General features: G+C 38.7%; 22 protein-coding genes. 11 read left to right on the top strand and 11 right to left on the bottom strand.

The features are described 5' to 3' along the window. Positions 1-10: 10 nt before the first annotated feature. The 3 genes from UABAM_RS10835 to UABAM_RS10825 are packed head-to-tail and all read right to left on the bottom strand — an operon-like array spanning position 11 to position 4804. Positions 11-1474, bottom strand: a complete 1464-nt coding sequence (locus UABAM_RS10835; protein WP_151968021.1) for a serine/threonine-protein kinase — start codon at positions 1472-1474, stop codon at positions 11-13. 2 nt (positions 1475-1476) lie between these two features. Beyond that, a complete protein-coding gene (locus tag UABAM_RS10830; protein ID WP_151968020.1) occupies positions 1477-1842 on the bottom strand; it encodes a response regulator in 366 nt (121 codons plus the stop codon). Beyond that, positions 1817-4804: a response regulator gene (locus UABAM_RS10825; RefSeq protein ID WP_151968019.1), complete on the bottom strand. Its 2988-nt coding sequence runs from the start codon at positions 4802-4804 to the stop codon at positions 1817-1819. The genes UABAM_RS10830 and UABAM_RS10825 overlap by 26 nt, the downstream gene beginning before the upstream one ends. Positions 4805-5408: 604 nt before the next feature. Here UABAM_RS10825 and lepB point away from each other — a divergent pair. From lepB to UABAM_RS10805, 4 genes are read left to right on the top strand one after another with little or no spacing between them, the layout of a single operon-like run. Next, positions 5409-5936, top strand: coding sequence for a signal peptidase I (gene lepB, locus UABAM_RS10820; protein WP_173013244.1), 528 nt, complete (start codon positions 5409-5411; stop codon positions 5934-5936). Positions 5937-5956: 20 nt separating this feature from the next. After that, a complete protein-coding gene (locus UABAM_RS10815) occupies positions 5957-7441 on the top strand; it encodes a hypothetical protein (protein WP_151968017.1) in 1485 nt (494 codons plus the stop codon). 12 nt (positions 7442-7453) lie between these two features. Continuing rightward, on the top strand, positions 7454-7783 hold the full coding sequence (locus UABAM_RS10810) for a hypothetical protein (protein WP_151968016.1): 330 nt from the start codon (positions 7454-7456) through the stop codon (positions 7781-7783). Then, on the top strand, positions 7780-7959 hold the full coding sequence (locus tag UABAM_RS10805; RefSeq protein WP_151968015.1) for a hypothetical protein: 180 nt from the start codon (positions 7780-7782) through the stop codon (positions 7957-7959). The genes UABAM_RS10810 and UABAM_RS10805 overlap by 4 nt, the downstream gene beginning before the upstream one ends. A 30-nt stretch (positions 7960-7989) precedes the next feature. Here the strand turns inward: UABAM_RS10805 and UABAM_RS10800 are convergent, their stop codons facing one another. Then, positions 7990-8904 (bottom strand): ribonuclease Z, encoded by a 915-nt coding sequence (locus UABAM_RS10800; protein WP_151968014.1) that lies wholly within the window; start codon positions 8902-8904, stop codon positions 7990-7992. A gap of 70 nt (positions 8905-8974) precedes the next feature. Further along, entirely contained in the window at positions 8975-10396 is a 1422-nt protein-coding gene (locus UABAM_RS10795; RefSeq protein WP_151968013.1) for an ICP22 family protein, read from the bottom strand. Between the two features lie 219 nt (positions 10397-10615). On the opposite strand from UABAM_RS10795, the gene UABAM_RS10790 reads away from it, so the two are divergent. Together UABAM_RS10790 and serA are read left to right on the top strand one after the other, a co-directional pair. Next, positions 10616-11926 carry a TPR end-of-group domain-containing protein gene (locus UABAM_RS10790; protein WP_151968012.1) on the top strand — a complete coding sequence of 437 codons (1311 nt, stop codon included), beginning with the start codon at positions 10616-10618 and terminating at the stop codon, positions 11924-11926. 47 nt (positions 11927-11973) lie between these two features. Further along, the gene (serA, locus tag UABAM_RS10785; RefSeq protein ID WP_151968011.1) at positions 11974-13197 is read left to right on the top strand and encodes a phosphoglycerate dehydrogenase; all 1224 of its coding nucleotides are present in this window, start codon (positions 11974-11976) and stop codon (positions 13195-13197) included. 150 nt (positions 13198-13347) lie between these two features. On the opposite strand, the gene UABAM_RS10780 is transcribed toward serA, so the two are convergent. The 3 genes from UABAM_RS10780 to UABAM_RS10770 all read right to left on the bottom strand — a co-directional run bounded on the left by UABAM_RS10780 (position 13348) and on the right by UABAM_RS10770 (position 15970). After that, positions 13348-14142, bottom strand: coding sequence for a DUF11 domain-containing protein (locus tag UABAM_RS10780; protein WP_151968010.1), 795 nt, complete (start codon positions 14140-14142; stop codon positions 13348-13350). 81 nt (positions 14143-14223) lie between these two features. Then, a complete protein-coding gene (locus UABAM_RS10775) occupies positions 14224-15588 on the bottom strand; it encodes a M56 family metallopeptidase (protein ID WP_151968009.1) in 1365 nt (454 codons plus the stop codon). Between the two features lies 1 nt (position 15589). Next, complete coding sequence (locus UABAM_RS10770; protein ID WP_151968008.1) at positions 15590-15970, bottom strand: BlaI/MecI/CopY family transcriptional regulator; 381 nt, start codon at positions 15968-15970, stop codon at positions 15590-15592. A 380-nt stretch (positions 15971-16350) separates the two neighbouring features. Here UABAM_RS10770 and UABAM_RS10765 point away from each other — a divergent pair, with 380 nt between their 5' ends. The 3 genes from UABAM_RS10765 to UABAM_RS10755 are packed head-to-tail and all read left to right on the top strand — an operon-like array spanning position 16351 to position 19225. Further along, entirely contained in the window at positions 16351-16926 is a 576-nt protein-coding gene (locus UABAM_RS10765; RefSeq protein WP_151968007.1) for a hypothetical protein, read from the top strand. A 4-nt stretch (positions 16927-16930) separates the two neighbouring features. Then, positions 16931-18502 carry a tetratricopeptide repeat protein gene (locus UABAM_RS10760; protein WP_151968006.1) on the top strand — a complete coding sequence of 524 codons (1572 nt, stop codon included), beginning with the start codon at positions 16931-16933 and terminating at the stop codon, positions 18500-18502. A gap of 27 nt (positions 18503-18529) precedes the next feature. Further along, positions 18530-19225 carry a rhomboid family intramembrane serine protease gene (locus tag UABAM_RS10755; RefSeq protein ID WP_151968005.1) on the top strand — a complete coding sequence of 232 codons (696 nt, stop codon included), beginning with the start codon at positions 18530-18532 and terminating at the stop codon, positions 19223-19225. A 508-nt stretch (positions 19226-19733) separates the two neighbouring features. On the opposite strand, the gene UABAM_RS10750 is transcribed toward UABAM_RS10755, so the two are convergent. The 3 genes from UABAM_RS10750 to UABAM_RS10740 form a co-directional block, all read right to left on the bottom strand. Next, the gene (locus UABAM_RS10750) at positions 19734-20345 is read right to left on the bottom strand and encodes a hypothetical protein (protein WP_151968004.1); all 612 of its coding nucleotides are present in this window, start codon (positions 20343-20345) and stop codon (positions 19734-19736) included. Between the two features lies 1 nt (position 20346). Beyond that, complete coding sequence (gene rlmD, locus UABAM_RS10745) at positions 20347-21735, bottom strand: 23S rRNA (uracil(1939)-C(5))-methyltransferase RlmD (RefSeq protein ID WP_173013243.1); 1389 nt, start codon at positions 21733-21735, stop codon at positions 20347-20349. Between the two features lie 79 nt (positions 21736-21814). Further along, complete coding sequence (locus UABAM_RS10740) at positions 21815-23992, bottom strand: hypothetical protein (protein ID WP_151968002.1); 2178 nt, start codon at positions 23990-23992, stop codon at positions 21815-21817. A gap of 294 nt (positions 23993-24286) precedes the next feature. Here UABAM_RS10740 and UABAM_RS10735 point away from each other — a divergent pair, with 294 nt between their 5' ends. Together UABAM_RS10735 and UABAM_RS10730 are read left to right on the top strand one after the other, a co-directional pair. Further along, positions 24287-24574 carry a hypothetical protein gene (locus tag UABAM_RS10735; protein ID WP_151968001.1) on the top strand — a complete coding sequence of 96 codons (288 nt, stop codon included), beginning with the start codon at positions 24287-24289 and terminating at the stop codon, positions 24572-24574. 10 nt (positions 24575-24584) lie between these two features. After that, entirely contained in the window at positions 24585-25523 is a 939-nt protein-coding gene (locus UABAM_RS10730; RefSeq protein WP_151968000.1) for a potassium channel beta subunit family protein, read from the top strand. The last annotated feature ends 29 nt before the right edge of the window (positions 25524-25552 follow it).

The raw sequence follows: 25552 nt of genomic DNA, 5'->3' as shown, positions 1-25552 counted from the left end.
CTCACTGCAACTAGACTAAATCTCCCAAAAATAATTTGTACTGTTGTTGTAAGATCTCGTCAGGTAAAACGTTATCATACAGAAGTACTTTGTACATATCAACGTAACTATCTGACTGTTTTTGTAAAACAGCTTGAAATTCTTCATAGGTCATAAGGCCTTCTTTTACGGTAATATCTCCAAAGTATTTGCCACTACTTTTTTGCAGTTGCAAAATCATATTGACGTCATCTTCTGTTAAAAATTCTAATTCAATGCAAATTTGTCCAACTTTTCGATTCAAGGTATCTTGCAAAATTTTTGCATGTTGTGCCTGTTCTGGTGTTAACATACCTTGTTTCACTAGGTGTTCTAAAAAACCTTGATCTTTGGAGGAAAATGTTTCTATCATCATGGAGTTTGTCACCAAATTGCTGTGTGGTGAAGTTGATGTAGGTTGCTGTTTTTTTTCTTCCAAATCTTTTTTGGCGTTGGCTTCTTTTTCTAATATATCTCTTTGAACCCTACGAGTGGTAAAACTTCTTTTAAGAGGAGCTGACCTACGCTGCGTTTTTCTCAGTGTACCTTGAGAAGAAAACATGCTGGAAAAACCACGTTTCTTCATACGGAAATTGTTATAGATTTCCTTGGCATCGATTTTTCCAGTGGACATTACGTTTTTGTTGACAAAAAATGCTTCTATATCTCCGATAATTTCTTCGTAGCTTTGATAGCGTTGTTCGGGTTCTTTGCGTAACATTTTTGCAATAATAAAACACACTTCATCGTCAAGATTTGGGTTGAAGTTTCGCGGTGAATTTACTTTTTCAAAACGATGTTTGTAAATCATATCGGCGATGGTGTCGGCTGAAAAAGGCATCCGCTGTGTTAACATTTGATAAAAAGTTGCCCCTAGAGAATATATGTCGGCACGAAAATCTACTTTTTTTCCTATTGCCTGTTCTGGACTCATGTATCCAGGAGATCCCAAAATCATACCTGTTTTCGTTATGTCCATACCACCATCGGTGCGCTTTGACAAACCGAAGTCGGTTATTTTTATATTATTGTTCTTGTCTATTATTATATTGGCAGGCTTTATGTCGCGATGGATTATGTTACCTTTAAGTGCGGTATTTAATCCCTCACAGAGTTGTAGCAATATTTTGAGTGCCTCTTCTTGTGGCATCAATTTTTTATTTATGTATTCATCAAGAGACGTCCCATCGATATACTCCATGGCGATGTAGGCAAAGTTATTTTGAGATCCTACGGCATATACTGCTGTGATATTCGGGTGATGTAGGGAAGCGGCTATTCTCGCTTCACGCATAAAACGTTCAAAATTTTCGTTAGAATTCGAGGGGTGTTTGGTCATAATTTTTATGGCAACTTGTCGTGCTAAGGAGTTTTGCTGTGCTAAGTATACTTCCCCCATATTTCCAGCGCCTAGTAACTTTAGGATTGTAAAATCGTCAAACGTTCGATGAATCATGTTTATTCTTTCTCGAAAAAGCGTTTGACTCGAACTTGAAGCAGTTCGTCGTCTAAAGTTTTGCAAATGTAACCGTCTGCTCCCACTTGTTCGACCTTTTCCTCTAAGTCATCGGCGTCCATGGCAGAAAAAAGAACAACGGGAATTTCCTGTGATTGTTTACACATTTTTAGCATTTCTGTCATTTTGTCGCCTTGCAGAGTAGGCATGTTGACATCCATGAGTATAAGATCTATCTCTTGTGAAGAAATACAGCGGTTCACATCACTAAAATTAGTTGCGGTGTGTACTTCGTACATCTCTTCAAGTATTGCTGGTACAAGAAACAATACATCTTCCGAGTCATCTACCAACAAAATCTGTTTCATTACGCATCCTTCTTATTTGGTCGGTTATTATACTTTTTTTTACTTGTGTTATAAATGTTTCTGGGCTAATTGGCTTTACAATAAAATTACAGCATCCTGCTTGAAAAGCACGTTTGCGAAATTCATCCATGGCAAATGCACTGCACGCAATGATTGGTATATCAGCAGTCTGTGGATTTTTTTTGAGTATGCGTGTTGCTTCAAACCCGTCCATGCCTGGCATTGCTAAGTCCATGACCACACAGTCTGGTCGGTAATCTGTGCAGATACGAATGCCTTCTTTGGCCGAGGATGCTTTGTAAACTGTGTATCCTGCATCTTGGCATACCCCGGAGGCTAAATCCAAATTCATGTTGTTGTCATCAACAACGAGAATCGTGCTGGTACGCGCAGTTTCGATGTCATTAATGACTGTGCGTACGTTTTTCTTTAAGTCTTCAAAATTGTCTTTCTGCAAAAGCAAATAGGAACCTTTTTCCAAGCGCTGTTGTTGCTCCGCAGATAGATCCTTATCTATAGTAACAACGATGGGGATTTTACGCCAATTTTGGGTGTTACGTAAACTATCCACTAATTTGAAACCATTTCCCGCAGGCAGCAATAAATTTACGATGCAAACTAAAGGATTTTTTTTATTTTGCAAATACTCTAGAGCGTCAACACTGCTCGTTGCCATATGATAGTTGTATCCCAGGCTTTCAATAATATTTCTATATATAGTATGGCAGTTTTTATCATCATCTACAACAAGAATTTCGCTACTGTTGTTCTTATTTACATTTGCTAAAACGTCTACAAGTTGCTCTTCATCAATTGGTTTTGTTATGTGTTCGATTTTCCCCCAGCTTTTTACAGATCTCTGATCTTTGCTACACATAATAACCGGGATTTTTTTTATTTTTTCGTGATTTTTTACACGCATCAAATGTTCAAAACCAACACAGTCTGATTCAACAATGATTGCCCACAGCGTTTGCATGTTTGTCGATTCTATTAATGAATCTACGCTTTCAATATGTTCAAGGACCATTGGCAAGTCATCAAGTAGTTCTTTTAATGTTTGAAAAGTTTCTTTTTGTACGATGCAACCGACCCATACATTTTGCATCATAACATCTTTTTGCCCAATAGCCAATTTTTGTTTTTTTTCTGTGACGATATTTGTTTGTTGATTTGTTGTGCGTTTGTTTTCCTTTTGACTATTCTCTATTTTCGGATCATTTTCAATTTTATTGTCCGCGCGGCAGTCTAAGGCCGTATCTGTGTGAGGCGTATTTTCCACATTGTTGTGAACACTTTGACTGTTATGTAAAACCGCTTTGTTGTTTTTTGGAGAGAGATTTTGTGCGTGTTGTGGTCTTTCAAAAACTTCTTTGAATACGGGCATTTGCGGAGCGGTGGTTGCGTCTTCTATTTTTTCGGTATTAAAAAACTGTGTGGGGATTACCAACCAAAAAATACTTCCGCGGTCAATTTCACTGTGTACACCTATTTCAATTCCCAACATATTGCATAGTTTTTTTGCAATCGCCAAACCAAGTCCAGATCCACTAAATGATTTTTTTGTCGAGCTATCTACTTGAGTGAATACTTCAAATACATTGTCAATATTTTCTTTGGGAATGCCACAGCCTGTATCTTCTATTTCGAGGTAAATAGAGTCTTTATTTCTCATGTATGTAGCGCGAATTTGTATTTTACCTTCTTTGGTAAATTTTGCAGAGTTGTTCAAAAGATTGCGTAAGATTTGCTCTATTTTTGTGCGATCACTTTTTATTTTAGGGATATTGGAGAATAGTTCCATTTCTAATTTCACTGGTTTATTCACCAACATACCTCTTGTGGTGATGGCACAATCTTCGATTACCTCTCTGAGGTTTACTGTTTTAGGAGTGATACGAACTTTTCCGGTTTCTATTCTAGAAAAATCGAGAATGTCGTTAATGAGGTGTAAAAGTGTTTTGGCTGCTTGTTGAGAAAATTGCAAATTTTGTAAATGACGTCCTTCTATTTTGTTTTTTAGAGCTTTTAAGGTAATTGTTGTATAACCAATCATGGCATTTAGTGGCGTTCGTAACTCATGGCTCATATTTGCTAAAAATTCGGTTTTGTGCTGTAGGGCTTCTGCCAAATCTTGGTTTTTACTCCTAATAATTTTTGTGTGCTCATGAATTCTTTTGCGATGATTTTCTAGCATGCGCGCCATATGATTGAACGCTTGGGCAAGCTCCGCAAACTCGTCCCATGACTCTATGGTAATCGAGTGGCTAAAATTTTCTTTGGCAATTTGTTGTGTTCCTTTTTTCAGCGAATTAATGGGGGTTATAATTCCCTTGTATAAAAATAAAGCCAAAACCACGGCAATAAAAGTCGTCAATATGATTCCCAAAATGCCGTATGTAACACTTTTGTCAATAAGTACTTTTGCTTCCGTATCTCCACGCACAAAGTTGTTTAGGTTGATTTGGGTTATCTGATTTACGGAGTTTTGAAAGTTATTTTCCAAGTCTTGTAATTCTTTTTTAAATTGCAAGACTTTATCAGGGGTACTACGCTCAGAAATAACCTGTAAACAGATCGCAAATATTTTTTCTCCTTGTTTTACAGTTCGCATATACATTTCTTGGTGCGCTTTATTGGTAATGGAGTTTTTCAGTTTTTGCGACCATTCAATAAAATTTTTATTTATACTGTAGATCGAATGGATTTTTTGCTGTTGTTCACTACGGAGAGTTTTGTGTGCTGAGACTTCTATCACTAGAATTTTTAGTGTATCTTTTATCACGGAAAATACATAAAAGTTCATTTGATTTAAAGCGATAATTTCTGCGGTTGTTTCCGCCGTGATTTGTTTGAATTTCGCTGCAGTTTGTTGCTGATGGTTGATGTTCATAGAACCAACCCACAAAGACAACAACACAATCAACAGAAAGCTACAAACAAGCTTCAGTTTTATCGACATACCTTTTTCCTTGTTAGTATGGATCCCACCCAAAAGAAAATTTATTTAATTGACGACACTTTCTAAATTTAAATACTTCAAGGTAAATATCATATCATCTTTCAAGAGTGTAGAGCAATGAATTCTCTACGTGGCGTTTGCTAAATTTTCAACGAATACTTGAAAATAAAACGAGAAGCTGTAACAATAGGGCGTGTCATCAATTAACCTTCATTCACTATTTAGCCCTTATAAATACTAGCGTCGTTGCTCCTCATTTAAATAAACTGGTTATGATGCGTTCGGAGCGCCTAGCTAGAATTTACAATGATTTTAATATTAAACAAACTTTAATTGATGACACGCCCTAATGAATAATTATTTTAGAAATAATCTTATTTAATAAATTTTCGAAGGGAGACCTTTGTCGGCATTCACAGTAACCTTAAGTTGATTTGGGGTTTTGTGCAAGTAACTACAGATGCCAGTATTTGATAATCATTATTGATTTTCAGAAAGGAGATACGAGGTAGACCACATGCATGTTTGACACCGGTCTTTTACCCAAACACAAAAATGGAAGCCTCGTTATAAACGGATGAAAGAAGGCGAAAGAAAAAAAGAAATGATACTCTACACACAGATTGCGGTGTTATTTATCATCATTGATGTAGCGATTATTGTGTGGAGTTCCTACGACTGGATTGGTATTCCAGCAAAACATGAACAAATGTCTCCTGCTTATGAGGAATTTGCCGTCCATATAGCAGAAACTGTAAAGGTGGGGAAACACCTGAATGGTTTTGAATCACTTGAGTATGGCGATGTGGTGTTCTATATGTTTTCCAATGCTACTGTTGAAAGCGACAAAGACAACCTATTCTTTTCTCGGGTTGTTGGTCTTCCCGGAGATACCGTTGGCATAAAAAATGGTCGACTTATTCGCAATGGTAACGTTGTGGATGAATCCCATGTCGCAGAACCAAATATAAATCCTGAGGAGAATTTCCCTGAAATGTTAATTCCTCGAGATCATGTATACCTACTGCACGACAAGAGAAATTCTATAGGAAAGTATCTTTATTTGAGCGATAGTCGTTATTTCGGTCCAATATCGATGCACGTCATTAAAGGTATTCTAGGAAGAAATTAATTTCTACAAAGGACAATCACATGGAAATAGGTAACTATAAATTTACGCCGAAATCTATAGGAATATTGCTGCTAGGAGCTGTACTTTTTCTCGTTGGAATTAAGCAACTAATTAACAGTTACAGTGAAATGCAGTACGATCAAAATATTTCTAAAGGACTAGTATTTTTTCATTCCGGTAACTACGGGCAAGCACAGTATAAATTCTCAAGAGCGTTGAAAATTCAAGACGGAGAAGTAGGACCTATCGCACTGTCGGCAAAAATGCAGCTTTTCAAAAAGAAATACAAAGATGCTCAAAAAATGTATACGCAAATTGAAGAATTCGCTTTTGGAGAAGATGCGTTTGCTGGACAAATCGGGAACATTGTGTGCCAATTGTATATGCACAGCGGATCAGGGGCGAAAAACAACGCTCAGTTGTATCGTTCCTTAGAAAGCAAAATTAAAGTCCTGTCATCCGATAACCCTGAAACAACAGATTTTTATATTCTTCACGGGCACTTATTTTTACTACAGTCAAAATTTTTTAAGCGCAACAATGACGCTGATAAAGCACTTTCATATATGAAGCTAGCGTTAGAAAAATTTCAAAAAGCGCAAAGACTTTTGTCGGAATCTGCGCCATCAAAAATGTCTAGTTTATCTCTTTATGCAGGTTTGGGAGAGGTAAATTACTGGCAAGCACAATATGTATTGAAGCAAACTCCATTTCCCAAAGAGGGATCTTCGGCAGCGACAGATATATACAAAAAACTCTTGAGCTCTTTAACATATTACCGAACAGCATTTCTATATCGCAATAGAACTTACCCAAACATCGTTTTGAATATTGGATATATTTTTGACGAACTACTGAGTTATCCATGGCTTACAGAGAAACAACGCAACAATGTTATGCAACTTGCGGCGAATTATGAACATGAGGTGAAAATTTTCGCCAAACATTTGTATATTGAATTTTCGCGTTCGCGAAAAGCGCAACAAGATTTGCAATTGGATAAATCTCGGGCATATGCACAGCATGGTACGGGAGTTTCTCACATATACTCAAAGTCGTACTCCAAAGCGAAGTTTCGTTTGGCCAAGCAGTATAAAATTCCCCCGAGTTCAAGCAACGAACTCTATGCTCAGTCGATGAACTGCAAGATGTTGATTAAACAAAAAATCTCCAAGCAAGAAGTTGGTGGCTTTTTGGATGGGTATAGTAAAATTGCGGGCCGGATACTTGGCAAAAAGAAGAGAGAGGAAGAATTTACGGAACTTGATACCATTGCGTTGGCCAATTTTTACTATTTGTCAGCTCTCGCAAGGTACAGTCGTGCTGTGGTTCACGTGGCAACAACAACAAAACTAATTTCTTCCTTAAAAGAGAAAGATTACATTCGCAATGGACGTAGGTTATCGAGCAAACGTATTTTGTTGAATAATCTATACTACTTATGTAAACGCGATGAACGCTTGAAAAAGTATATTCCGAAATTACGTAAATACATTATTAAGTAAAGGGATTTTGCTATGAAGTGTATAAAATGCCATCAGGATACGCCAGATACCGAGTCATATTGTATCCACTGTGGATTTAAGATGGATGTTACCTATGAAGAAATAACCAAAAAAATGGCAACAGACAACAAAAAGCAAAAGGAAGAGGAAACCGAAGCTTTTGCGCGTTGGTGCCTTGTTATAGGTATTGTGGTATTCGTTTCAGGTATGATCTTTCGTTCTTTGTGGACAAATCCTCCGTATCCCGACGTCATACCTAACTATGTTCCTTTAGAGGAACTGCCGCACAAAAGTGTGTATTTAATACAACCAGAGTATGTAAAACAAGGTGATGTAAAGTGAAGATTGATGTTCGAGAGACCTTTTTACAATTGCGGGCGATGTTCCGCATTTGTTTTTTGAAACCCAATAGTTGGCGTGAAATAGCTATTGCACTCATTGCGGTTACTTTTGCACCTTTAGTTGTGCTGGTGTGCATTTTGTCGAATACTAAATTTGTGGGTGATAAAGATTGGTAAATAGGCGTGGGCGTGTTATAACGCCCACGTTTATTTTTTGCGCTTAGGCATGGCAATTTTTTCGCAGTCTTTGGCGACATGAACGTTGTCAAAAATAGATTTTGCTTCTTGTAAAATTAAATCTGTATGTGGATAACGTTGCGAAAAGTGACTTAAAACTACTTTACGAACACCAGCGTTTTTTGCTATTGTTGCCGCTTCCTTGGCGGTAAGGTGACCACGCTCTTTTGCTTCTGTGGCATGCTGACTGAGGTATGTTGCTTCGCATATGAGTAGGTCTACGTCTTGTGCTAATTCTTCTGCGGCATTACAAACTCTTGTGTCCATAACAAAAGCCATGCTTTGGCCTTTTCTAGGAATACTTACATTTTCCACCAATATACGTTCGCCATCAATATCTAAATAACCCTTGCGCTGCAATTCTCCAACTTTAGGCCCTTGTATATTGAATTGTGCTAACTTATCCACAAGCATTGTTCGTCTGTCTTTTTCCTGAATGCGATATCCAAAAGTTTCTACACTGTGGCTGAGAAACTTTGCGGTAATCACAAATTCTTCGTCTTCAAAGATTACCCCTTCTTGTGAAATGGGACAATCAATAATATGTGCAACATCGTGAAATATTGTTGACTTTCGCAAACGTTCATAAAATTCTTGTCCAGAAGCCGGGTAGTAAATTTCAATAGGGTGTGCAACTTTATCCAGAGAAATTCTTTGCGATAAACCTGCTAGTCCCAGACAGTGGTCTCCATGAAAATGTGTAATGAAAATTTTGGTAATCATGGATGTCGATACATTGGAGTATATCATCTGCCTTTGTATACCTTCTCCTGGGTCAAACAAAAAACCCTGTTTATCCCATTTCAAAAGGTAACCGTTGTGGTTTCGATAGCGTGTGGGAACTTGTCCAGATGTTCCCAATATAGTTAGCTCTCTTTGAGACATGTTTGTTTCTTTCTAGGAACGAGCATTTTTTTGGAACATAAAAAACGCCCATTACGGGCGTTTTTATTTGTTAGTTTCGTTTGTTGCTACCAGGAGGTAGTAGGTTCCTCAACAAAGAACGATTATCTTCGCCCGCTTCTTTTGTTTCTTCTTTTTCTTCTTCTGCATCATCACCCAAGCTCGCAAATGTTTCATCTTCAAAACTAGGGTCTTGAACAATTTCTTTCATATCGCAGGCAACTGTAGCTTCCACATCGTCGAAGTCTGGTTGCTGGGGAATTGCGATTTCTCCGGATGCTTCCGCTTCCTTAACTAAATCTTCCATATCACATGCGATGGTTGGTTCTACATCGTCATCTAAGTCTGGACCCGAAGGAATATTCATCGAGCTACCAGTTAGTTCTTCTATGGAAGAGGACATGGTGAAATCACGTTGTCTTTTAGGCTTTGTGGGTATGATGACTTCCGCTTCGCTAGAGACTGTTTGTGCCCGAGCAACGTCATCGTCATATCCTTCAATAGGAGAAGAGGATGTTATATGTGTTGGCGGAATCTCTTCGCTATCATCGGCCAATGGATCTTCTTCTTCATCAAAAAAACTTTCATCTGCTTCTTCTGCCGCAACCGAGCTTTGCGATTGGGTATATGCAATAGCCACATAGTTTTCTGCTGTGTCTTGTCCTACTTCGCTTTCCGAGTATGCTTCTATGTATTGTTTGTCTTGTGCGTAGTCTGCTGAAGCTGTTTCTGCTGATGATGCTTCTTCCGCAGCGTACTCCGCGGAAACATAGTCCCCCGAAGCGTACTCTTCAGAGTCACTTACAGGAATATATTCTTCCGAGTCAGGGTCACTTGCAGAAGCGTATTCTTCCGAGTCATTCGCGGAAGCATATTCTTCCGAGTCATTCGCGGAGGCATATTCTTCCGAAACATCTCCAGATGCATACTCCTCGGAAGCGTATTCCTCAGAGACTTCACCAGAGTCGTACTCTTCTGAAGTGTATTCATCAGAGCTTTGTAAATCGCGACTATGTTGTTCAGACTCAGAAGAATAGTGAGTTGAGTGGTCTAAATCATTATCTACAGCAGAATCTATGTCATCTGTTTCTTCCGTTTGTCTATTAGCAACTTCGCTTTCTGCTTTAAATCGCCCTGCAATAGCAGCAACGATACAAATTTGAAATAGAAGTACTAATGATAAATTGTAATCGGCTATTCCTGTATTTTGCCAAGTAGTGACAATGTCACTTTTTACTTTTACGATATCTTGGAAATTGGGCATAACAACAAGAAGCGTATCTGGAATTTGAGAAATCCCTTCGTAAATGTGATAAAGAAACATTCCCAAACAACCGAAAGCCCCAAGTAGCATTTTTTTATACTTTGTAACCTTTGCTAGTGAGTAGAGAATTCCCCATCCCCACATTAGGATAATTAAAATATCTAACATAAAGTTACTGTATGCTTGAAAAAAAATATCTGCTGTGTTCAAAATAATCTCCTGAGATTTTAGGGTCTTAAGGCATGTTATAAATATTTGAGGTACTATAAAAATTATAGTAGTGCGCTTAAAAACTTCCAACGAAAAAATAAAAATATGCTTGGTTCGCTGCAAAAAAAAAATCATAATTATCTGCAAAGTTTCAAATGTATTTGGTGTGCGACACCAAGCCTAGTTGTATTCTGGCAATAACGATTAAGGACTCTAAGCATGTTCAAAAAAATTACTCTTTTTGTTTTATTTAGTTGTATCGCATTGTTTGCCGACAATAATGTAAAGGATCAAATCGAAAGTCTTCTCAAAGAACGCGAAAATCTTCTCAAAGAACGCGATTTATCGAGTAAGGCCCAAATGCGCCACTCTTCACACCCACAAGGTCTGGAAAAAATACAAACGTGGACACACTTAGGAGCAGCAGTTTCTGAGATCACTTTACAAGAAACAGCCGATATAAAAGTTCGTGTTTATGTTTGCGCACCGTATAAACGATACTGGTATCGTTTGCAAGGTTCTATTTTAAATGTCGATTTGTGGTATGGGTACTATCAATACAGCTATGGCAACAATGATCGTTCATTTTTCAAAACGCAATTTCGCAATAATCACGCGCAGCAAGTTCCTTCGCTCCATCCACGTCAACTTCAATTTTCCGTGCAGTATCGTACCACTGATTACGGAAATATTGTCACGAAATATTCTCATGGGCCAATTTTCCCCGGTTACAATGCGTTTTCATACTATTGTAATCGCGGTAACAGATACTGGGTAGAGTTGGTGGAGATTCGTACACAAAGATCATATTGGTATGGCCCTTACAACTATTACACACCTACGCCAGCAACAAAATTAAAAGTTGTGGTGGAATTGGATAAGCCTCAATATGAAATCAACGAGTCGCCCAATGTAAAAATATGGGTATTTAACAACTCTTCTCGGGCGGTGTGGTTAAAATTTTCACGTGGTCTACGTGGAGACTACATGATGGATAATCGCTATACGTGGTCAAAAGGAAGAGTGTTTACACAAGTTCTTGGACGAGAACTTGTACCTGCTTATGGTAAAGTACAGCTTTTTCACCAGTACCATCCAATACAGGAATATCCTTTGGCTCCAGGGCAACATAGCATTGTGGGTATCGTCCAAACGCGAAATTATGGAATTTTACGCAGTAAAAGCATTACGTTTTCGGTTCGTCGTCCAGCGATTCCACCGCACAATTCACCATCGACAGGTGCGCTGATGCAAAAGGCGATTAATTTGATGAAAAAAGGTAAGTACAACATTGCGCGTAAAATACTGCAAAAAATAATACAAACGGAACCAAATAGTATTATTGGTCATTACAACCTAGCATGTGTAGAGGCGATTACTTATAATGAGGACCTTGCTTTGGATTATCTTGCGCGAGCTTTCGAGTTGGGGTACCGTGATTTTGCTCATGTTCGCCAAGATCCAGATCTAAATAATATACGTCATTTACGTCGTTTTCGAAGATTGATAAAAAAGTATCAGTACAAGTAAAAATTAGGAAGCCTTACGTAGTGAGGCTTCCCCATAAGGAATTTTAGATGAAATTTTCTTTTCCGAAAAACAAGATCAAAGTATTACTTCTTGAAGGCATTCACCCAGATGCTGCCGAAAAACTTAGAGCCGAAGGTTATCCAGTGGAATTGATTTCTGGTAGCTTAGAAGAAAATGAACTTGCGGAGAAAATTAAAGATGTATTCATTTTAGGTATACGTTCGCGTACAAAAATTACCAAAAAAGTTTTAGAGAATGCACAGCGCTTGTTAGCGATTGGGGCATTTTGCATTGGAACCAATCAAATTGACCTGAAAGCAACCGCTCAAAAAGGTATTGCGGTATTCAATGCGCCATATAGCAATACGCGTAGCGTCGTGGAACTTGCCATTGGTGAAATGATAATGCTAATGCGCAGAACTTTCGATATGAGTAGACAGTTACATGAAGGAAAATGGAATAAATCCGCAAAGAATAGTTTTGAAATTCGCGGAAAAACTTTGGGGATTATTGGTTATGGTAATATTGGCCAGCAGCTATCCGTAGTGGCCGAGTCATTGGGGATGCAAGTTTATTACTACGATGTAAACGAAAAGTTGGCGATGGGAAATGCTCAAAGTTGTACGTCGCTGGCGCAATTACTTCAGGTATCTGATGTTGTTTCCATCCACGTTGACGGACGCGAGGAAAATGCCAATATGTTTTCAACAAAAGAATTTGATGCAATGAAAGGTCGATCATATTTGCTCAACTTAAGCCGTGGTTCTGTTGTTGATCTCGAAGCTCTAAAGCAAAATATGGAAAGCGGGAAAATTGCTGGGGCATCCATTGATGTTTATCCAAAAGAGCCCAAACAAAAACAGGCAGATTACACCACGTGTTTGCAAAATATGGCGAATGTCATTTTAACACCACATGTTGGTGGGAGTACAGAAGAAGCACAACGAAATATTGCTGACTTTGTTCCAAAGCACATCATACAATATGTCAACACCGGTAACTCGTCACTAAGTGTTAACCTACCGCAAATAAGTCTGACACAGCAGAAAGATTCGCATCGCATGTTGCATATTCATCACAACGTACCAGGAGTTATGGCAAAGATAAACACCATATTTGCCAAATACGATTTGAATATTGTGGGACAATATCTAAAAACAAATGAACAAATTGGTTATTTGATCACGGACGTAAATAAAAATTACGATGTTGAAGTTATTAATGAACTCAAAGAGTTGCAAGATACTATAAAATTGCGTGTTTTATATTAAGAAAAGAGTATCGTTTTCGTATTGGTGCCCTCACCATCGTCTTGCAGATTTCAGCTTTGCTGAAAGCAGCAAGCCTCATGCCTCTCCCACGGGAGAGGCGTAACACGTCTAACTTACTTCCATTCGCTTTAATGGAAGCTAAGAAAATATCTACTTCTTATCTAACACCACGGTTCCTTCTTGCTCGGTGGTGTGAATAGAACCATTTGCAAGCTCTAGCAAACTTGTATTGATGAAAAAGCCTGCCTGCTCAGTGACAACGGTGATTCTGTAAGTCACTTTTTCGCCTGGTTGAATAGAAACCGTCGAAAATACAATATGATCGTTTTGAACATTGTACTTGGTGTCATCTTTATTGAGCGTCGCTTTTTGTAATTTCATGCCTTTGGGAAGAATGTTGCGCAAGACAACATTTTCACATGGTTTTTGGCCTTCGTTGCGAACTTCTATAACATACACCGTACGCCCACCCACCTTGAATACAGGATCTTCGGTGTCATAACTCGCAATGTGCAGTGCCCAGTGTTCGCGTGTTTCACTCACTGTGGTCATTTCTTCTACTTTGATCGGTTTAGGTAGTTCATGGCAAGAGATGACCGCGGTATTTTTCATCGTACCTAGCTCGGTACTTTTTACACGAACGTAGAAAGTAACTTTTTCGCCGGGGGCCAGAGATGCGATTGGAGAAAAAACAACACAGCCTTCGACAAATTCATGCTTGTGCTCGCCCTTAATACCTACAAATGCCGAATTTTTGGGAATGTAATTTTCCAATACCACTTGTGTGCAGATTGCCGTTCCTTCATTGCGCACTGTGATGATGTAAAGAGTGGTTTTACCTACCTGGATACACTCATCCGTGTCATAGCTACTTACGTGTAGTGCTGGTGAGTTGGCCAAGATTCCACATAGCAAAATAGACGACATTAAAAATATTCTGATCATAGTAAATTCCTTAAAAAGTATATTAATTCTTTAGTATTAATTCTTTAGTATATGTTGTGAAATAAAAATGGTGAAGATTTCTCATTCACCGTATACAGTTGTTCCTTCTTCGTTGCGCATTGTGTAGCTAAATTCATTAAACTTAACTAGCGCTGTATTTTTTGCAGACCCTGATGTACGTGCACGAAGTGTTATTTTGTAATTCAGCACTTTACCGGGTGCAACATTGTCAACCGCATTAAATTGAATTCGCGAATTGTTGATAGAAAAGTTACTAGGACCTGTTGCTTTTACAAATTCCATCTCTTGCGGAATATTGTTGGTAAGAACAATATCGGTGCAGTTCGCTGTGCCTTCATTGCGTAGCGAAATCACATATGTTGTCGTTTGCCCAACTTCAATAGGGTCTTCGGTGTCATAGCTACTTATATGCATTGCGGCGTGTCCGAGTTTCTGTTGTGGATATTTTCCATTTCCCCAAGCGTATAAAGAGCCACACCAAACGAGTAAAATGGTTAAAATTGCTGCTATGTAGCGTTTGCGTGAGATCGGTATTGGATTATTTAATAAAACATCTACGCGTTGTTTTACGTGGGCAAAATAGCCTATGGCAAAACGAGGCGAAGGACAAAATGTGTTTTTGAGTTCTAAGAAACGCACAAAAGATTTTGTGTAACCTATACTGTTTTGTTCATGGAGCACAACTTGTCTGTCGCAACAAATCTCCATGCTTTGTGCAGCTTCTTGTGTAATCCACCATGCCAAAGGATGAAAGAAATAAATCGAGAGAAAGAGTTTTTGTAAAAATACAAAAATTTGGTCACCGCGATGAATGTGTACCAATTCGTGTAAAAGAATGTAACGCAGTTCTCTTTGGGAAAAATTTGTCAATAAAAATTCGGGAACGATGACCACAGGTTTAAAAACGCCAAAAGTACCTGGGGCAGAAGTTGTGGACTTGTGTAAAACAACACGTCTTTTTATCGATAGCTCTTTACAAAGTTGTTGTAAATACTTTTGTTGCTCTGGTGTTGCTACTGGTTGTTTACGGCACCAAAAATATGTAATGTAAAGCGTTGTCAACAAGGTGTGTGTTAACATCAGCCCGCTTATAATGATCCACGGCCATACAAAAGAAAAGTGAAATTGTTGTTCTTTTTGAGTCTTTAAGTTTGCCGATTCAGTCAGTGAAGGAGCGTTTTTTACCGGTTCCACTATTGTTGTACGGGACTTTTCTGCGGGACTGCTTGCTGTACTTTTTGCAAAGCCTGGGATGAAAAGAAGCAACCACGGTAGAAGTATACAAAAAATCATTGCCGATATCGCTAGTGGAAAACGCAAGTGATGGCAGTTGGCAATAACGTATTTGTTGACAACGAAAACGATGAATAAACACATTGTTAAAGGTAGCAAACTATGGCCAATGTTTGTAAAAATTTCCACCATACTATTTCTCTTCTTCTTTTGAATTGATAATGTCTCGTAACTCTTGTAATTGCTCTTTTGATAAATTGTCTCCCTGGACAAGATGTACAAGCAGCGACTTTACCGACCCTTCAAAAAAACGTTGTGTAATGTACTTCAACACATTGTTTTGCTCTTTTTCTTTTTCGCGTAAAGGAGAATAAATATACGTGCGTCCGTCGACGACATGTGATACATATTTTTTCGATTCTAAAACGCGTAGCATCGTTGCGACGGTTGTGTAGGCTTGTTTCGATGCTAACTCATTGCAAATTTCCTGAACAGAAGCTTGTCCTTTTTTCCATAAGATTTGCATTATTTCTGCTTCCACCTCTGTTAGAATTTTAGATTTTCGCCTTGCCATAAATTTTTCTCCGTATTCAATACTAATTTTTTAGTACTAATATATTAATACTTGTTATTGTTGATGTCAAAGATCTTTTTAGAGAAATGATAAATAAATTATTAAGGTGTTGATATACAACGTTTTACTATTTAGATAGAGATGGGCTTGGGATCAGAACGGTTTTATCATTTGTGTGGAGCTCAGAGCCAATATTGGATTTGAAAAATTCTGTGAAAATAACCGTTGCCGACGGCAAAATACATTTGCAAAAAAAAGATTTTGTGCTACTATTTATGTAATAGGAAATAATTACTTGCTATTGTGTCACTTATAACAGTGACATAGAACTTATATTCTACAAAATCCTTATCTAAAATTAACTTAAGCGAGGAATATATATGAGATTATTTGCAGTAGCTATTGTTTTATTTTCCATGCTATTAGTTACAGGTTGTGGTCGCAATGTATTTGTTAGCAACGACGACTATGATCGTGCGTGGGTTGCTTCACAAACAGTAATGCACCGCCATGGTTTAACTGTAAAACCTTCTAAAACAAGAGAAGATACTCTTATTGCTGTAAGTCGCGTAGAAGGTGACTTTGGAACAAGCAAGAATCGCGTAAAAGTGGTTACTAGAATCGTACAAGATGAAGATGGTTATTATGCTCCTTCTGTACGTGTTTTAGAACAACTAGACGTATCTGAACCTAATGCATGGGGACATTCAAACTATCAGCCTAATCATCATTGGGTAAACGTTGGTAACAACGCTGCGATGGAAGCTCGCTTGTACAATGAAATCATGGATGTCATGAGCGCACAAGTCAACACATACAGTGGCAAAGCATGGCAACCAGTTACACATTCACAAGAAGCTCCTAAAAATTCAGCAACACCAACAAATGCGGGCATAGAAAAAGAACAGGAAACAGAAGAAGCGGATGCTTTAGACTTCTCACCAGAAACATTCTAAATTTATGTTAAGATATATAACTTTTTCCTTTATAATACTTGTCGCAACGTTGCAAGCTCAAAACATCGATGACTTGCATCGCTATGCCAAAAAGCAAAATATCACGGATGTCCAGCAGCAAATTGTTGCTGGAGAACGGCTTTTTCGAAGCGGTGACTACAGTGAAGCAAGTTTTGAGTTTGCTTCCGCCGCTTTGAAAAGCCCCAACCATCCTGTTCCGCTATTCTACCTTTCTCTTTGCAGTTTCGCGAATAAAGAGTATGTTCTGGGCGGAGATATTCTCCGCCGAACTATTGGTCTTTATCCGCACTGGCAAAAAACAAGGTTTAATCTTCTCGCTATTTTCCCCGATAATTTTGAGTTTTTGCGCAAAAGAGACGACTTTGAACGCTGGCTTTTGCAGACAAATCGCGACGAAAATGCCTACCTTCTTTTTGGTTTTTTGTGCCAATTTTCAGAAAACCGCAAAAAAGCGCAGACGGCGTATCAACTTGTACTAGCTAAAAACCACAGTCACATGGAAGCGCAAAAATTGTACGAAATTGTTAGTGGTGAAAAAGCCAATTCTTTTTATCTCAGCTATGAACAAATCGAGCAAGTTGGATATAGTTATCTACGCCAAGGAAAGTTTGTTGAAGCTGTTGAACAATGGGCAACCGCTTTTGCTCTATATCCTGAGAATCCGCAATCTTTGTACAATCTAACTCACAGTTTTGCTGCCACCGGTAAATTTGCTCACGCGTCAAAGTCGTTACTTAAGGCTTTTCAATTAGCGCCGAAAAACTTTTCTAAACAATTCTCGATCAATAAACAGTTTGGTCAACGAAGCCATTTGGAAGACACAGTGGCAAAACTTGAAGAAAAAATACAACAAAATCCCGAAGACTTAAACTTACTTTTTCTGTGGTCATATTTATCATTTTTACGTGGTGATACACAGCGAGTACAAATCGCTATTGAACATCTTCGTCAACAGCAATATCATCCTGCGCAGGTGGAGTTTCTGTGGGAACAATTTCTCGAGGGACCACAAACATCTAAAAGAGAAGTGGATGATGAAATTACACCACCCATTAGAAGAGAACAACCACGACGCCAGCGACAACCTAAATCACAGCGTGTCAAAAAAGACTTTTCTCAATACAACCCTGTCTTGCGCGAAGGAATAGAACTTTTCCACCAAGGAGAGTACCAGCAAGCGGCAAAATTTTTTACAAGGCAAATAACAAGTAGCCAAGGAAAAGAAGCCCTATGGTTACTGTGTATGACAAGCTTTGCCATGAAGAAATATGAAGGTACATATGGTCTTCTGAAAAAAACAGTTGTGGAGAAAGAACTCAGTTTACTAGACTGGCCGCAGTACTATGCAAAAAATACCACATTTAAAAATCATCTTAAAGCACTTGCTGAAACAGTAAGGCAACAACCTACCAATACAAAAGCTCTATCCATTTTAGGATACATACTAGCAACAACTGGAAACCAAGATCAGGCAAAAGTCATTTTCGAACGACTTATACAACGGATTCCCAACGACGAATTTGCAAGTTTCATATTACAACTTCTACAAAAATAATAGTTACACCAATAGAGAGCTGGTGATATGGATCGACTAGGAAGTGTCGTAAAAATTATTGCTATACTATGGATTGTACATGTCATTGCACTTATCTTCCCCGACATAAGTAGATATGGTATTATTCCACGAGAAACAATTGGAATTGCCGGGATTTTTACTGCGCCATTTTTACATGGGGACATGTATCATCTCATTGCAAATACAACGAGTTTCTTTATTTTCGGCTGTATTCTGGCGCTGATAGAACCGGCACTATTTTTTTCGATATTAGCAAATCTTATGATCGTCGGTGGTTTTGCGACGTGGATTTTTGCACGTGAGGCCAATCATATAGGTGCGAGTGGCGTTATTTTCGGCCTTTTTGGATACATTGTCGCTGTCGGTTTTTTTCGTAAGAAATTCTTGTACATTTTGGTGTCGGTTTTGATTATTTTTATCTACGGAGGTATGGTATTTCAGGTACTTCCCGGAGATCCTGGCGTGTCATGGGAAAGCCATTTGTTTGGATTTTTAGCAGGCATATTTACAGCACACCGTTTTGCTCATAAGCCTTCACAAAGAGTGGTGGTTATTGCCAAGCCTGTGAAAAAGCGCAAACCTAAGACAAACAAGCCAAAACCAAAGAAAAAGAAACCCACGGTGATTAAAGTGAAGAAACCCACGAAAAGTACCAGCGGAAATGCCTTTCGTAAAAATATGAAGATACGTAAGAAGTATTAGGGGCGTTTTGAGATTGGTGCCCTCACCATCACAGATTTTAGATATCGATTAAGTTAAGAGATTCGTTTTGAGATTGGTGCCCTCACCATCACAGATTTTAGATATCGATTAAGTTAAGAGATTCGTTTTGAGATTGGTGCCCTCACCATCGCAGATTTTAGATATTGATTAAGTTAAGATATTCGTTTTCCGATTGGTGCCCTCACCATCGAATTTAAGGTTTTAGCTTCGCTAAAAGCCTTAATTCTCATGCCTCTCCCACAGGGAGAGGCGCAACACGTCTTATTTGCTTCCATTTGTTTTCTTTGATGCATATCGCAGGCACACCTTCGCTAAATAGTGTATTACATCACTACTTTTGTCCCGCAACTCAAGTGAATTTTGTTTTTAGCAAAAGAGAAGCATTACACCTCTCCCCGTGGGAGAGGTGTGAGAATAGCAGGTTTCAGCTATGCTGAAACTGCTAATTCGATGGTGAGGGCATCAATATGAAGATGATACTCGTTTCCTACAGATTCGAACCTTCGGTATGCGATTCGCTCTCAGAAGAATCTGACTTGTCCTGTGGTGTATCTTCTGATGGTTGTTCTTGTTGTTCGTTGGTGGATTGTGCGGCGCTCTCTTGTTCCTTTTTCTGTTCGTCTTCCACCTGCTGTATGCGTTTCTGATGTTGCTTAGGTAGAAGATTTTCCCACACAAAACTTCCTCCTACCACAACGCCAAGGAAAATGGCTAAGCAAATTCCCATATAATTTGGGATTCCAAAAGAAATGACCGACATCATCAGCGCGGAAATAGCGATACTAAAGGTTAAGTTTGCTATTAAATGAATGTTTCTTAATTTGGCAAACGGTATTGTGAAGTTGTGTACTTTGTAAACGAGAATAATCATGATGGTGGATAAAAAGCAAATTGTCGAGAAAAATAGAGTATAGAACGATGCATAAAAGCCGAGAGATAAATCTCCCGAAAAGTAATGGACAATTTTCGAAAACATTTCTTTTTCTATACCAGGCAAAGAAATGAGTCCGCTAAATGCAAAACCAGCCAAAATACAACTCGTTGTCATTAGCTGATTCAAAGATCCAATATAATCAGATTTTTTTTGTTGTATAGACATTTCATTTTACCTTTACTAAAAGCACTATATTTTCAATATGGTGTGTGTGAGGAAACATATCTACTGGTTGAATTTGTTCAATGGCGTATTTTTCTGCTAGCAGCTCTAAATCCTCTACTTGCGTTTTAGGATTGCAACTTACATAGATAATTTTTTGTGGGGCGATATCGATAAGTTCGCGACATGTTTTTTTGCGCATACCTTCACGTGCAGGATCAACTATCACGATTTCAGGGGATCCATGTTCTTCCACAAAATCGCTGTTGAGCATCTCTTGAACATTTCCCGCGACAAATTGCGCATTTTTTATATCATTTAAGGTGGCGTTTTTTCGCGCATCATCAATGGCATCTTCGACATAGTCGATTCCCACTACTTTTTGTACGTATTTTGCAATAAATAACGCTATGCTCCCCACACCCGTATACAAATCATAGACGACTTCTTGCCCGGTAAAGTTGGCAAAATCTAATATTTTTTCGTATAGCCTTAGACATTGCTGGGTGTTGGTTTGAAAAAAAGAACGCGGTCCGATGGCGAATTGCAGTGAATTCAGGTATTCTGTAATGTAATGTTGCCCCCAAAAGTGAATGATATCTACGCCATCTAGTGAGTCGTTACCTGTCAAATTTACGGCATAAAAAATGGACGTAACATCGGAAAATTTTTCTTGGATGAGTTGCAAAAGGGGAAATATTTCTTCGCAGTCTTTTTCTGCCACAACAACGATGACCATAAATTCATTGTTGCTGGTGTTACGAATGACTAAACTTCGTATAAAACCTTCATTTTTATGTATGTTGTAAAATGACCAGTTTTTTTCTCGTGCATAATCGCGTATGAGTAGTCGAATGTCGTTAGAGGGACCTGTTTGCAGGTAACATTTTTGTAAATCGACAACTTTATCGTACCGTCCTGACACATGAAATCCAACGCCATTCTTGTGTTGTAAATCACAGTCCAACTCATCTTCTGTTAACCAACGTGCGTGAGAGAATGAAAAATTTACTTTATTGCGGAAATACTGCGTTTGTTCACATGATATGATCGGTTGTATTTTTTGGCTTGAAGTAAGTTCTGTGAATAAAAGGCCTATTTCATCTTGTTTGTAGCGTAATTGATTTTCATAGCCAATGTTTTGCCAACGACAGCCACCACATACCCCAAAATGTTCGCAAAATGGTGAAACTCTTACTGAAGAAAGAACATGGACTTTATCAATGACGGCTTGTCTACATTTTTTACGTCGACTGACAATACGTGCATCGACGACATCTCCTGGTACAGCATTACGCACCGCTACTTTTTGCTTTACATCAGCTAAAAATTTTCCCTTATGGTGCTTTTGTTGTATTACAGCCTCTTCGTATACTTTACTTTTTCTTTTCAAAACTTTTCCATTCACAAAAAAAACTTGCCGGCAATTTGCCGACAAGTTTTTGTGTTAATATAAATTTTTACAGCATAACTTAGTTTAGTTCGTCTTCTAGCTCGCCTAGAATTTCATCCATAATGTCTGTTTCATCTGTAGTTGTGTCGATGATTTCTAACTCTACTTCTTCATTGACAAACTCTGGCTTTAGTTCAGCTTGTTGTGAACTGAAAGACGATTTGTGGTGGTGCTTCTTGGATTTCTTTTGTTTCCACTGATACTTTTTGTATTTGTGGCGCTTAGAACCATGATGTTCATGACCTTTGCTGTGGTATCCATATCCGTATCCACGTTTTCTATGGTATCCATGACCTTTGCTGTGGTGGCCATGAGCACTGTGGTATCCATGTCCACGTTTTGTATGACATCCATGACCTTTGTGATATCCACGAGCGCTATGGCATCCATGTCCACGTTTTGTATGACATCCATGTCCTTTGTGATATCCACGAGCGCTATGGCATCCATGTCCACGTTTTGTATGACATCCATGTCCTTTGTGATATCCACGAGCGCTATGGCATCCATGTCCACGTTTTGTATGACATCCATGGCCTTTGCTGTGGTAGCCATGAGCACTGTGGTATCCATGCCCACGTTTTGCATGACATCCATGACCTTTGTGATATCCACGAGCGCTATGGCATCCATGTCCACGTTTTGTATGACATCCATGGCCTTTGCTGTGGTAGCCATGAGCACTGTGGCATCCATGTCCACGTTTTGCATGACATCCATGACCTTTGCTGTGATATCCACGAGCACTGTGACATCCATGTCCACGTTTTGCATGACATCCATGACCTTTGCTGTGGTATCCACGAGCACTGTGACATCCATGATGCTTGTGTGCATGATGCTTGTGTGCATGATGCTTGTGTGCATGATGCTTGTGTGCATGATGCTTGTGTGCATGATGCTTGTGTGCATGATGCTTGTGTGCATGATACTTGTGTGCATGATGCTTGTGTGCATGATGCTTGTGCGCATGTTTAGCTTTGCCTTTGCAAGTACCACAGCAAGATTTTGCCTTAGCTTTAGCTTTGCCTTTGCAAGTGCCACAGCAAGATTTGGCTTTTGCTTTTGTGGAGCAAGCAGACTTTGTAGAGCAAGCAGACTTTGTAGAACAAGCAGACTTTGTAGAACAAGCAGACTTTGTGGAACAAGTAGCTTTTTTCGCTTGACCTTTGCAAGTACCGCAACAAGACTTAGCTTTCGCTTTAGCTTGACCTTTGCAAGTACCGCAGCAAGACTTAGCTTTTGCTTTTGTGTTGCAGCTTGAATCAGCGCATGCTGCTTTTTTAGCTTGGCCTTTGCAAGTACCGCAGCAAGACTTAGCTTTCGCTTTAGCTTGACCTTTGCAAGTACCGCAACAAGACTTAGCTTTCGCTTTAGCTTGACCTTTGCAAGTACCGCAACAAGACTTAGCTTTCGCTTTAGCTTGACCTTTGCAAGTACCGCAGCAAGACTTAGCTTTCGCTTTTGTGTTGCAGCTTGAGTCAGCACATGCCGCTTTTTCAGCTTTTGCTTTGCAGGTACAGCCTTTAGATACTTGTTTTTTGATCCATGGCTTTAGTTGTGCTTTCAATTCTTGTAAAGTCATGTTCTTAATTTTTTTGCCACCATGATGTGCATGGTGGTGTCCATGACCATGGTCGTGATGTTTTTTCTTCTTATTCATTTCAATTTCAACAGAAAAACCATCTTTCTTCTTGCGAAGTTTAACTTCGGTGTCGTACTGCTTTAGTTTTTTGCGCATTTTGTCTATTTTGGACATCGCACCGTGAATCATTTTGCGTTTTTTCTCTTTAGGTAACGCTTCCCATTCTTTTTTCATTTGCTTAGCAAATTTTTCAAGATCTTTTAAATCTTTCATCCCACGCATTTTGCGCATTACACCGCGAATGAATTTTTTATTTTTTTTGCGTACATCTTTTTTTACATTTTCTTTTTTCTCTACGTTGTCTTTAATCTCTTTTAAAGCTTCTTTTTTTTCTTCATCGCTCATAGCTTTTAGAGACTCTTCGGCTAACTCACGTTCTTCCTTAGAGAAAGTTTTTAAGATCTCTTCATCTTTTTTTTCGCGTTTATCCTGTTTTTCTACAACAGGTGCTTTTTCTGAATTTTCAGCTTTTTTTGGTTGTGTTTCATTTTGTGCAAATAAAATACTTTGCAAAAAAATAAAACACATAAAAAAAACGGTTATTTTTTTCATTGAGAACTTCCTTAATCATTTTTGCGCACAAGCATCACATATCATGCTTTATTGTCTTTGTTTAACTGTGATGATATCGACGAAAAACGTATCAAAGTGGCATTTTGCGCGCATAGCAAAAGTTTGTTGAAATTATTTAATTTTGTATTATGCTAATAACTCAATTTTGTATTATACTAACATCACCAAAAATATCAACCTCTCAACTCCCATTCACGTAAACCAAACATTGAAGAGAAGATAAATGTCTTGAAGTGTACAAGCCCTCTCCTTTTGATGAAAGGACATTTAACCATGAAAAAAATATTGCCCCTAATTTTGATTTTAATTTTTCTCAGCGGATGTTTTTCCAGCCGTACAATTGTAGGACAAGGTGTTCACAAAACCATTAAAGAAGAGTATACCCAGTGGTACGTTTTTTGGGGAATTCTTCCTATGGGAAAAGCTGGAAATATTGAACTCAATGAAGACATCGTTGATGCGCGAATATACGTTAGATTTACCATTTGGGACTCGTTATTTAACATCTTTGTTGGTCCTTTCACTAGCGTCGGACGCAATACAGTAACTATTGAAAAATAAGGAATTAAAAATGCAATATAACAGACTAGGAAAAGCAGGTATAAAGGTTAGCGAATTGTCTTTTGGGTCCTGGCTCACCTTTGGTAAACATATCAATGTGGAAGTAGCCAAAAATTGTATGCGTGCTGCTTTTGAACACGGTGTCAACTTTTTTGATAATGCCGAAGTATATGCACGAGGGCTGTCCGAAAGCGTAATGGCACAAATTGTAAAAGAATATCGCCGTGAAGACCTAGTTATATCCACAAAAATATTTTGGGGAGGTGAAGGTCCTAATGACAAAGGACTTTCATGGAAACATTTAGTCGAAGGAACAAAAAATTCATTGAAGCGTTTGGACTTAGAATATGTTGATTTGTTATTCTGCCATCGCCCAGATCCTGAAACTCCTATAGAAGAAACTGTTCGTGCTATGGATCATATCATTCGTTCTGGTTGGGCATTTTATTGGGGTACCTCCGAATGGAGTGCTGACGAGCTACAGCAAGCATACGATATCGCAGAAAAGTACCACTGTATCCCTCCGACAATGGAGCAGCCGCAATACCATATGTTTCACCGTGAGCGCGTGGAAGAAGAATATGCGTCTCTTTACGAAAACCATGGGTTAGGAACCACAATTTGGAGTCCTCTTGCCTCTGGTATTTTAACTGGAAAATACAACGAAGGAATTCCAGAAAACAGTCGTTTACAAAGAGAGTCGTGGTTGGCAAAAGAGTTGACCGAGGATAAACTTGAAAGAGTTCGCAAGCTTACGAGTCTTGCCGGAGACTTAGGGTGCTCCATGGCACAGCTAGCGATTGCGTGGTGCTTAGTGAATCCTAATGTAAGTACTGTTATTACCGGGGCAACCAGTGTTGAGCAAGTTCATGAAAATATGAAAGCTATCGAAGCGAAAGAAAAGCTCACCAAAGAGGTTATGGACAAGATCGACGAAATTTTAAACTAGGAGATGATTCTGTTTGCGAACAGAACTAA

It is taken from the genome of Candidatus Uabimicrobium amorphum (assembly GCF_009002475.1).
GTDB classification, from domain to species: Bacteria; Planctomycetota; Uabimicrobiia; order Uabimicrobiales; family Uabimicrobiaceae; genus Uabimicrobium; species Uabimicrobium amorphum.
The sequence above is the reverse complement of the archived record's forward strand: the minus strand, read 5'-3'. Positions and strand labels throughout refer to the sequence as shown.